This is a genomic window from Roseibium sp. JB4-4, from assembly GCF_055693425.1.
This window is the reverse complement of record NZ_CM146333.1, coordinates 5,916,786-5,926,628: the sequence shown is the minus strand read 5'-3', so window position 1 is coordinate 5,926,628 and position 9,843 is coordinate 5,916,786. Positions and strand designations below refer to the sequence as shown.

Sequence of the window (9,843 nt, the reverse complement as noted above, 5' to 3'; positions counted from 1 at the left end):
CGGATTACTCCGTTTCTCTATTTCTTCTTGACGTTAAGAGGCTGGGATCAGGCGTATTTCGCCTGAACCTCTTCGGCGACAGCCTGCGGCACCTGCTCGTAGTGATCGAACACCATCGAGTATTGAGCGCGGCCTTGAGACATGGAACGCAAGTTGTTCACGTAGCCAAACATGTTGGCCAGCGGAACCATTGCGGTGATGACCGTGACAACGCCCCGGTTCTCCGTACCCGCGATCTGACCGCGGCGGGAGTTCAGGTCACCAATCACATCACCCATGTAGTCTTCCGGGGTGACAACCTCGACTTTCATGATCGGCTCGAGCAGTTTCGGGCCGGCCTTCTGGATCGCTTCGCGGAAACCGGCACGGCCGGCGATTTCGAAAGCGAGTACAGAGGAGTCAACGTCGTGGTATGCACCATCGGTGAGGGTTGCCTTGATGTCGAGCATCGGGAAGCCTGCCAGCGGACCGGAAGACATCACGCTCTCAATACCTTTGGTAACACCCGGGATGTATTCCTTGGGAACGTTACCGCCGACAACGGAGCTCTCGAAGACATAACCTTCATTCGGCTCGGACGGCTCAATGGTGAGCTTGATGCGAGCGAACTGGCCTGAACCACCGGACTGTTTCTTGTGGGTGTAATCCACGTCAGCCTGTTTGGTGATGGTTTCACGGTAAGCAACCTGAGGTGCACCGATGTTGGCCTCAACCTTGAATTCGCGCTTCATGCGATCAACGATGATGTCCAGGTGCAATTCGCCCATGCCGGCGATGATTGTCTGACCGGATTCTTCGTCAGTCTTGACGCGGAAGGACGGGTCTTCAGCTGCCAGGCGGTTCAGGGCAAGGCCCATTTTCTCCTGGTCGCCTTTGGTTTTTGGCTCAACTGCGATCTCGATGACCGGCTCGGGAAATTCCATGCGTTCCAGGATCACCGGCTTCAGCGGATCACAAAGTGTGTCGCCTGTCGTGGTGTCCTTCAAGCCTGCAATCGCCACGATGTCGCCTGCATAAGCTACATCGATGTCGTCACGGGAATTGGAGTGCATCTGCATCATACGGCCGACGCGCTCGCGCTTGTCCTTCACCGTGTTAAGCAGTGAAACGCCCTTGTTCAGAACGCCGGAGTAGATGCGGCAGAAAGTCAAGGAACCGACAAACGGATCGTTTGCAATCTTGAACGCCAGCAGACCAAGCGGCTCTTCGTCGGAAGACTTGCGCTCGACTTCTTCCTCGTTTTTCGGATCGACACCTTTAATGGCAGGTACTTCCACCGGGCTCGGGAGAAAATCGACAACGGCATCGAGAAGCGGCTGAACGCCTTTGTTCTTGAACGCTGAACCGCAGAATACCGGAACGAATTCGTTGCTGATCGTGCCTTTGCGAATAAGCTCTTTGATCTTATCGATGGAGGGCTCTTCACCTTCCAGATAAGCTTCCATGGCTTCTTCTTCGATTTCGACAACGGTCTCAACCAGAGCATCGCGTGCCTCTTGGGCGCGGTCAGCCAGGTCCGCCGGAATGTCGACAACATCCCATGCAGCGCCGAGGTTTTCGGACTGCCAGATGAGTGCCTTCATCTCAAGAAGATCGATAACACCCGCGAATTCGCTTTCAGCACCAACCGGGAGCTGCATCACAAGCGGCGTGCATCCGAGGCGCTTTTTGATCATTTCGACACAGCGGTCGAAATCAGCACCGAGCTTGTCCATCTTGTTGACGAAGATCATCCGCGGAACGTTGTACTTGTCAGCCTGACGCCAGACAGTCTCGGTTTGCGGCTCGACGCCTGCATTTGCATCAAGAAGGGCGACAGCACCGTCAAGAACACGCAAGGAACGCTCAACTTCAATGGTGAAGTCGACGTGCCCTGGGGTGTCGATGATGTTCAGGCGCTTTTCGTTCCAGAATGCAGTGGTTGCAGCGGACGTGATCGTGATGCCACGCTCCTGCTCCTGCTCCATCCAGTCCATGGTGGCAGCACCATCATGAACTTCGCCGATCTTATGGCTCTTACCTGTGTAGTAGAGGATCCGCTCAGTAGTCGTGGTCTTTCCGGCATCGATGTGAGCCATGATGCCGAAGTTGCGGTAGTCCTCGATTTTATGCGTGCGCGACATAGCGTCAGCCCTTCGAAGTCACAAATTACCAGCGATAGTGCGAGAACGCGCGGTTGGCATCAGCCATCCGGTGCGTGTCTTCACGCTTCTTAACTGCGGTACCACGGTTGTTTGCAGCATCGAGCAACTCGCCGGAAAGACGATCAACCATCGTGGTTTCGTTGCGGTTGCGTGCTGCAGTGATCAACCAGCGAATAGCCAGTGCCTGGCGGCGGTCGGTACGAACTTCAACCGGAACCTGATAGGTCGCACCACCAACACGGCGGGAGCGCACTTCTACTTGCGGCATGACGTTCTCAAGAGCAGCATGGAACACTTCAATCGGGTTCTCACGGGTCTTGTTCTCAACCACATCAAACGCGCCGTAAACGATGCGTTCTGCAGTGGACTTTTTGCCGTCATACATGATGGAGTTCATGAATTTGGTGACGACGGTATCCCCGAATTTCGGATCCGGGTTGATTTCGCGTTTTTCTGCGCGGTGACGACGGGACATCTGATGTGCTCCTTACTTCGGCCGCTTGGCGCCGTATTTCGAACGACGCTGCTTACGATCCTTGACGCCCTGCGTATCGAGCACACCACGGATGATGTGATAGCGAACGCCCGGCAAATCCTTCACACGGCCGCCACGGATCATCACCACCGAGTGCTCTTGAAGGTTGTGACCTTCACCCGGGATGTAGCCAATGACTTCGAAGCCGTTGGTCAGGCGGATCTTGGCCACCTTACGAAGAGCCGAGTTCGGCTTCTTCGGCGTCGTCGTGTAAACGCGGGTGCAAACACCACGCTTCTGAGGGCAGGCCTCCATGGCCGGCACCTTGTTCCGCTTCGGCGGATCTTTCCGCGGCTTGCGGATCAACTGGTTGATGGTCGGCATTCTTTGCCCTTTACCTTGTCCATCCAAAAATTCTTTAGCAATTGCAGTTTTCACGGCCCTGCGGGCAACCGGCGCAAACCGTTAGCCATGCAGAATTGCACCAGCGCGCTCAAAACTGAGCGGCCGGCGCTGCGAAAAACCAGAGGACCACAAGTTGCCTTGCGGTCATGCAATCGACGCGTATTCGCCTATGTAACCCGGCAGCGTTTAAAAGGATTGTGTCCTGCGCCTTGGTTAGCGCTGGACGGTTCACTCTTACCGCCTGCCCTTGGGATGCGCGGAAACTACTCATATGCACCCATTGCGTCAAGTGCTTTGTCGAAAAAACCGCGATCGCGCGGGTTACCAAACAGTAATCTGAATTTTCCGTCTGTTTTCAGGGACATGAAGTCAGATCGCGAAAGGAGATTTGCTGCTTTTGTAATTTAATTGCGTGCCGTGCTCTCCAAGCTCACCAGCCAGTCGAGTTCGACACATCCTGCAGCATTCAAATCACGCGGAAACCGCGCCGGAACACTTCAAGATGACCGGAACAGACCACAGGCGAGTCGCGGAACGACATCCTGAAGAAGTGAGTCCCGATCAGAGCCTTCATGCGGCGCGAGCCTGTGTCAGGTTGCTGCTTCCTGATAGGCACCAGACGAATAGGTCAGTTCATAGCTGTGGCTGTAGATCTCAAACACGTTCCCGAACGGATCTTCGACATAGACCATTCGATAGGGTTTTTCGCCCGGGAAATACTCTCGAATGGGCATTCTCTGTTTCCCGCCAGCCGCGACGATCCGCTCCGTCAGTTTTTCCACATCGGGATCTTGGACACAGAAGTGGAACACACCGTGCCGACGGTAGTCAAGGTTGTTGTCCGGAGCATAATTGCCTTCGAACTCGAACAATTCGATTCCGATGCGATCCGACGTTGCCAGGTGCGCGATCCTGAGCCTCTTCCACCCTGTTCCCAAGACGTCTGTGCACATCCTCCCGATGGCACTGTTGTCTTCAACGACCGCGGTCGCGGGCATAATGAGATAGAACCCCATCACCTTGGTATAGAACGTGATTGCCTTGTTCAAATCGGGAACAGACAACCCGATATGGGAAAAGGAACGCGGGTAAGTGGACATGACGGTTCTCCTTGAAGTTCACCACCGCGTATGTAGGCCTCATAGATCATCTTGAAAAATTATCATTTTTCATTATTCGAATAATGTTTTGTTATGCGATACTGCGCGCATGCTGAACGCGCACTGGCTTGAAACATTCACGACGCTTTGCAGGACGCAGAGTTTCACCAAGACCGCAGCCCGCCTGAATATGACGCAGCCGGGCGTCTCCCAACACGTCAGGAAACTGGAAGAACAGGTGGGCCAGCCGCTCGTTTCCAGACCCGTCAAATCCTTTCTGCTAACAGACGCGGGCGAAGCCGTTCTGAAAGTGGGCCTTGCCCGCAGAACGGAAGAACGAAATTTGCAGGAGACCATCGCGCTGGACCGAGAGGATGCAGGCAAATGCGCAATCGGTTGTTCAGGCAGCTTCGCGCTGCTGCTTTACCCGCGGTTGATCAAGGAAATGAACAGGGCGCCAGATTTGTCCATTCACCTTGAATCAGCGCCGCAAAGACAGCTCGTCACTGCCCTTCTCGAAAAACAGCTCGATATCGCGATACTGGACCACAAACCGGTCAATCCGCGTCTGAGTGCAGTTCAGATCGGGCATGAAGAACTGTGTCTTGTTGTACCAAGCAGCTTGCCGGCATCCCTGCCCGACTTCGAACAACTGCAGGACCTGGGCTTCATCGCGCACCCGGATGGCATCGATTATGCCGACCGGCTTCTCTCACGCAATTTCAAGTCCGGCTTTCACGGCTCCGACCACCTCGAACTTCGCGGGTATGTCAACCAGATCGGACAGATCCCCTTGGCAGTTGCTGCAGGCAAGGGATTCACGATACTGCCGAGGAGCGGCGTCGAAGCATCCGAGTTCCGGGACCGGCTTTCAGTTGCCGAACTGGAAAATCCGATTTTGCAGGAACTCTGGCTGGCCCAGCTTTCCGATCGCCGGATGCCTGCGCGAATGCAAAGAATCAAAGATGCCGTTCGCGAGGTTGCCCAGCCACTTCAATTGCCCGACTGAACTGCTTTCATCGAGACTAGGCAGAATTCGAATGCTCCCGTCTTTAAGACTTCCCGGTGGCGTGACCGGAAACTCCAATTCCGGATTCTATTGGTTAAACGTGACAATCGCGACATTGCCAGCAAGGGCGTCCTGATAAGCGCCTTCATAGACAGGATCGTCCGGCTCGCCGTCCATCACGCCAATCTGCTCCAGCTCAGCTTCCGCAAATCCCTGGGAAGACAGGGACTCAAGTGTTCGTCTTACAGCGTCGTCATCGTCGGGAGCAGTGAGCATCGCGTGGATGGTAATTGCATCCTCCGGCAACGCTTCTTCATTTTCCCATACCCGGCCAATGACGATGTAGACGACCGGATCCATTTCAACTTCATTGTCATTCATTGCTAGCTTCCACCTGTGTCCTGATACAAGAAAGGCCGCCCGGAGGCGGCCTTTCGAATTGTCATGGGAGCTCCGGTTATTCGGCCGCCCCGGTCATGTCTTCCAAGAGGCCTTCTGCTGCGCTGTCCGAAGACTGCTGGCGCTGAGCTTCCTGGATCAGGTCGTCGCGATGTGTCGCAATCTTGCGGATACGCTTCATCACCCCGCCGGTACCGGCCGGTATGAGGCGTCCCACGATCACGTTTTCCTTCAGACCAACCAGCGGATCGGTCTTGCCGTTGACTGCAGCGTCGGTAAGGACGCGGGTCGTCTCCTGGAAGGAGGCGGCAGAGAAGAACGAACGTGTCTGCAGCGAAGCCTTGGTGATGCCGAGCAACACCGGGGCCCCTTTTGCAGGTTCCCTTGCTTCGTCGATTGCCTTGCGGTTCGCTTCCTCGAAGTCGAGCTTGTCAACCTGCTCACCAGAGAAGAATTCGGTATCACCTGCATCGGTGATCTCGATCTTCTGAAGCATCTGACGAACAATAACTTCGATGTGCTTGTCGTTGATCGTCACACCCTGCAACCGGTAGACTTCCTGGATCTCATTGACGAGGTATGCAGCAAGTGCTTCCACGCCCTTGACGGCCAGAATGTCGTGCGGCGCCGGGTTGCCGTCCAGAATGTACTCACCCTTTTCAATGGCGTCGCCTTCCTGCAGATGGAAGTGCTTGCCTTTCGGAATGAGGTATTCGACCGGATCAACACCCTCTTCAGCCGGCTCGATGATGATGCGGCGCTTGTTCTTGTAGTCGCGACCGAAACGGATCGTGCCATCGATCTCAGCGATGATAGCGTGATCCTTCGGACGGCGAGCCTCGAACAATTCCGCAACACGCGGCAGACCACCGGTAATGTCCTTGGTCTTCGCGCTTTCCAGCGGAATACGAGCCAGAACGTCACCAGCCTTGACGGTTGCACCCGGCTGAACGGACAGAACCGCATCCACCGAAAGCATCAACCGCGCATCGGAACCGCGGTCGGTTTTGGAAACCGCACCCTTGTCGTCCTTGATCACGATCGCAGGCTTCAGGTCGGCGCCACGCTGAGACGAACGCCAGTCAATGACGATACGCTTGGTGATACCGGTTGCCTCGTCAGCGGTTTCCTGAATGGAAGCACCGTCAACCAGATCTTCAACATCAACGACGCCGTCAACTTCGGCAAGCATCGGACGGGTGTACGGATCCCATTCGGCAATCCGCTGACCGCGCTTGACCTTGTCGCCATCATCGACATGAAGTTTGGAACCGTAAGCCACACGATGCACGGCCCGTTCGTTGTCGTCGCTGTCGATAACAACGATGGACATGTTACGAACCATGGCAATCAAGTTGCCTTCAGAGTCCCGGTTGACCGAACGGTTCCGGATCTTGATCGTGCCGTCGACATTGGATTCGATGAACGAGCTGTCAACGACCTGTGCGGTCCCACCGATGTGGAAGGTACGCATGGTCAGCTGAGTGCCAGGCTCACCGATGGACTGCGCAGCGATAACGCCAACAGCCTCACCCATGTTCACCGGAGTACCACGTGCCAGGTCACGTCCGTAACAGGTCGCGCAAACGCCTGTTTCGGTTTCACAGGTCAAAACCGAGCGGATCTTCACCTGCTGCACCTTGGCAGCCTCGATTGCTTCAACGTCTTTTTCGTCGATCAGCGCGCCCTTTGCCACCAGAACTTCACCTGTCTGGCTGTTGACGACGTCTTCTGCCGTCGTACGGCCAAGAACACGCATGCCAAGAGAAGCGATGACGTTGCCGGCATCCACGATCGGCGCAACGGTGATGCCACGTTCAGAACCACAATCCTGTTCAAGAATAATGGAATCCTGGGCAACATCCACGAGACGACGTGTCAGGTAACCGGAGTTCGCAGTCTTCAAGGCCGTGTCGGCGAGACCCTTACGGGCACCGTGGGTGGAGTTGAAGTACTCCAGAACCGACAAACCTTCCTTGAAGTTCGAAATGATCGGGTTCTCGATGATGGACCCGTCCGGCTTGGCCATAAGGCCACGCATGCCGGCCAGCTGTTTCATCTGCTGGGGTGAGCCACGTGCACCGGAGTGCGACATCATGTAAACCGAGTTCATTGGTTCCTGGCGACCAGATTCCTCATCGATCTGAACGGCCTTAATACGGGCCATCATTTCATCAGCAATCTTGTCGGTACACTTCGCCCAGGCATCAACAACCTTGTTGTACTTCTCGCCCTGAGTGATCAGGCCGTCATTGTACTGCTGCTCATACTCGGTCGCGAGCGATGACGTCTCGGCCACCAGCTTCTGCTTGGTGTCCGGGATGACCATGTCGTCCATGCCAAACGAAATGCCCGCATTACATGCGTTTTTGAAGCCAAGCTCCATGATGCGGTCACAGAAGATAACCGTCTCCTTCTGACCGCAAGCACGGTAAACCGTGTCGATCATCTTGGAGATGTCTTTCTTCGTCATCAGCTTGTTACAGGCATCGAACGGCACTTCGTGGTGCTTTGGCAGCAATTCCGCAACAAGCATCCGGCCAGGTGTCGTTTCAAAGATTCCCGACGTCGGATTGCCATCCTCATCAATGGACTTGAAACGGCCCTTGATCTTGGAATGCAACGTGATGACGTTGTTGGCCAGCGCATGATGGATTTCGCCGATGTCGCCGAAGGCCATGCCCTCGCCCGGCTCACCTTCTGCCATGATCGACAGATAGTAGAGACCCAGAACAATATCCTGGGACGGCACGATGATCGGGCCACCGTTTGCCGGGTGCAGAATGTTGTTCGTAGACATCATCAGCGTCCGTGCTTCCAGCTGAGCTTCGAGCGACAACGGCACGTGAACGGCCATCTGATCGCCATCGAAGTCGGCATTGAACGCGGAACAGACAAGCGGGTGCAGCTGGATCGCCTTGCCTTCAATCAGCGTTGGTTCGAAGGCCTGGATACCAAGTCGGTGCAGCGTCGGCGCGCGGTTCAGGAGAACCGGGTGCTCACGAATGACCTCGTCGAGGATGTCCCAGACTTCCGGGCGCTCCTTCTCAACCAGTTTCTTGGCTTGCTTGACCGTCGAGGAGAAGCCTTTTGCATCGAGGCGCGAATAGATGAACGGCTTGAACAGCTCAAGCGCCATCTTCTTCGGCAAGCCACATTGATGCAGCTTCAGTTCCGGACCAACGGTGATGACCGAACGGCCGGAATAGTCAACGCGCTTACCAAGCAGGTTTTGACGGAAGCGGCCCTGCTTGCCTTTCAGCATGTCGGACAGCGACTTCAAGGGACGCTTGTTGGCACCGGTGATCACACGGCCACGACGACCGTTGTCGAACAGGGCGTCTACAGATTCCTGCAGCATGCGCTTTTCGTTCCGGATGATGATATCCGGTGCACGCAATTCCATCAGGCGGCGCAGACGATTGTTACGGTTGATCACCCGGCGATACAGATCGTTGAGATCCGAAGTCGCGAACCGGCCGCCATCCAGCGGTACCAGCGGGCGCAGATCCGGCGGGATCACCGGAACAACGGTCATGATCATCCACTCGGGACGGTTGCCCGATTCCATGAATGCTTCAATGACCTTCAACCGTTTGGCCAGCTTCTTCGGCTTCAGTTCAGTTGTCGCTTCCGCGATTTCCTGGCGAAGCTTCTCGCTCTCGCGCTCCAGATCCATGCTCATCAGGATCTCACGGATCGCTTCTGCGCCGATCATCGCTGTGAATGCGTCTTCGCCATACTCGTCCTGAGCGGCGATGAAGTCTTCTTCAGACAGAAGCTGATGCTGCTTGAGCGGCGTCAGGCCCGGCTCCAGAACGACATAGTTCTCAAAATAGAGAACACGTTCCAGATCCTTCAACGTCATATCAAGCAGAAGACCGATGCGGCTCGGCAGGGACTTCAGGAACCAGATATGAGCAACCGGCGCTGCAAGCTCAATGTGGCCCATACGCTCACGGCGAACGCGGGAAAGGGTGACTTCAACACCGCATTTCTCACAGATAACGCCTTTGTATTTCATGCGCTTATATTTGCCGCAAAGACATTCGTAGTCCTTGATCGGGCCAAAAATACGTGCGCAGAACAAACCGTCGCGTTCAGGCTTGAACGTACGGTAGTTGATCGTCTCCGGCTTTTTGATTTCGCCGAAGGACCAAGACAAGATCTTTTCCGGGCTCGCGAGCGAAATCCGGATATTGTCAAAGGTCTGTGTGGGAGCCTGCTGGTTGAACAGGTTCATGACCTCATGATTCATGGTCCGTCTCCTTCGATGCACGGCCAGGGTAGAGGGTCACTCGCCTCTCCCCG

The 9,843-nt window shown here is 55.4% G+C and carries 7 protein-coding genes; 1 reads left to right on the top strand and 6 read right to left on the bottom strand.

Going from position 1 to position 9,843, the window contains the following annotated elements:
- Positions 1-47: 47 nt before the first annotated feature.
- The 4 genes from fusA to ACZ1HV_RS27895 form a co-directional block, all read right to left on the bottom strand.
- Positions 48-2,123, bottom strand: coding sequence for an elongation factor G (gene fusA, locus ACZ1HV_RS27910; protein WP_298961983.1), 2,076 nt, complete (start codon positions 2,121-2,123; stop codon positions 48-50).
- 25 nt (positions 2,124-2,148) lie between these two features.
- Positions 2,149-2,619 carry a 30S ribosomal protein S7 gene (rpsG, locus tag ACZ1HV_RS27905; RefSeq protein ID WP_006936458.1) on the bottom strand — a complete coding sequence of 157 codons (471 nt, stop codon included), beginning with the start codon at positions 2,617-2,619 and terminating at the stop codon, positions 2,149-2,151.
- A 12-nt stretch (positions 2,620-2,631) separates the two neighbouring features.
- Positions 2,632-3,003 carry a 30S ribosomal protein S12 gene (gene rpsL / locus ACZ1HV_RS27900; RefSeq protein WP_006936459.1) on the bottom strand — a complete coding sequence of 124 codons (372 nt, stop codon included), beginning with the start codon at positions 3,001-3,003 and terminating at the stop codon, positions 2,632-2,634.
- Between the two features lie 611 nt (positions 3,004-3,614).
- A complete protein-coding gene (locus ACZ1HV_RS27895) occupies positions 3,615-4,124 on the bottom strand; it encodes a lactoylglutathione lyase family protein (RefSeq protein ID WP_472716947.1) in 510 nt (169 codons plus the stop codon).
- Positions 4,125-4,233: 109 nt separating this feature from the next.
- On the opposite strand from ACZ1HV_RS27895, the gene ACZ1HV_RS27890 reads away from it, so the two are divergent.
- On the top strand, positions 4,234-5,133 hold the full coding sequence (locus tag ACZ1HV_RS27890; protein WP_472716946.1) for a LysR family transcriptional regulator: 900 nt from the start codon (positions 4,234-4,236) through the stop codon (positions 5,131-5,133).
- Between the two features lie 87 nt (positions 5,134-5,220).
- Here ACZ1HV_RS27890 and ACZ1HV_RS27885 read toward each other — a convergent pair whose 3' ends face one another.
- A complete protein-coding gene (locus tag ACZ1HV_RS27885) occupies positions 5,221-5,514 on the bottom strand; it encodes a regulator (RefSeq protein WP_298961995.1) in 294 nt (97 codons plus the stop codon).
- A 76-nt stretch (positions 5,515-5,590) separates the two neighbouring features.
- Positions 5,591-9,790: a DNA-directed RNA polymerase subunit beta' gene (rpoC, locus tag ACZ1HV_RS27880; protein ID WP_298961998.1), complete on the bottom strand. Its 4,200-nt coding sequence runs from the start codon at positions 9,788-9,790 to the stop codon at positions 5,591-5,593.
- Positions 9,791-9,843: the final 53 nt, after the last annotated feature.

Coding starts and splice junctions, on each gene's coding strand:
- fusA (WP_298961983.1), bottom strand. CDS start 2,123: ATGTCGCGCACGCATAAAATCGAGGACTACCGCAACTTCGGCATCATG.
- rpsG (WP_006936458.1), bottom strand. CDS start 2,619: ATGTCCCGTCGTCACCGCGCAGAAAAACGCGAAATCAACCCGGATCCG.
- rpsL (WP_006936459.1), bottom strand. CDS start 3,003: ATGCCGACCATCAACCAGTTGATCCGCAAGCCGCGGAAAGATCCGCCG.
- ACZ1HV_RS27895 (WP_472716947.1), bottom strand. CDS start 4,124: ATGTCCACTTACCCGCGTTCCTTTTCCCATATCGGGTTGTCTGTTCCC.
- ACZ1HV_RS27890 (WP_472716946.1), top strand. CDS start 4,234: ATGCTGAACGCGCACTGGCTTGAAACATTCACGACGCTTTGCAGGACG.
- ACZ1HV_RS27885 (WP_298961995.1), bottom strand. CDS start 5,514: ATGAATGACAATGAAGTTGAAATGGATCCGGTCGTCTACATCGTCATT.
- rpoC (WP_298961998.1), bottom strand. CDS start 9,790: ATGAATCATGAGGTCATGAACCTGTTCAACCAGCAGGCTCCCACACAG.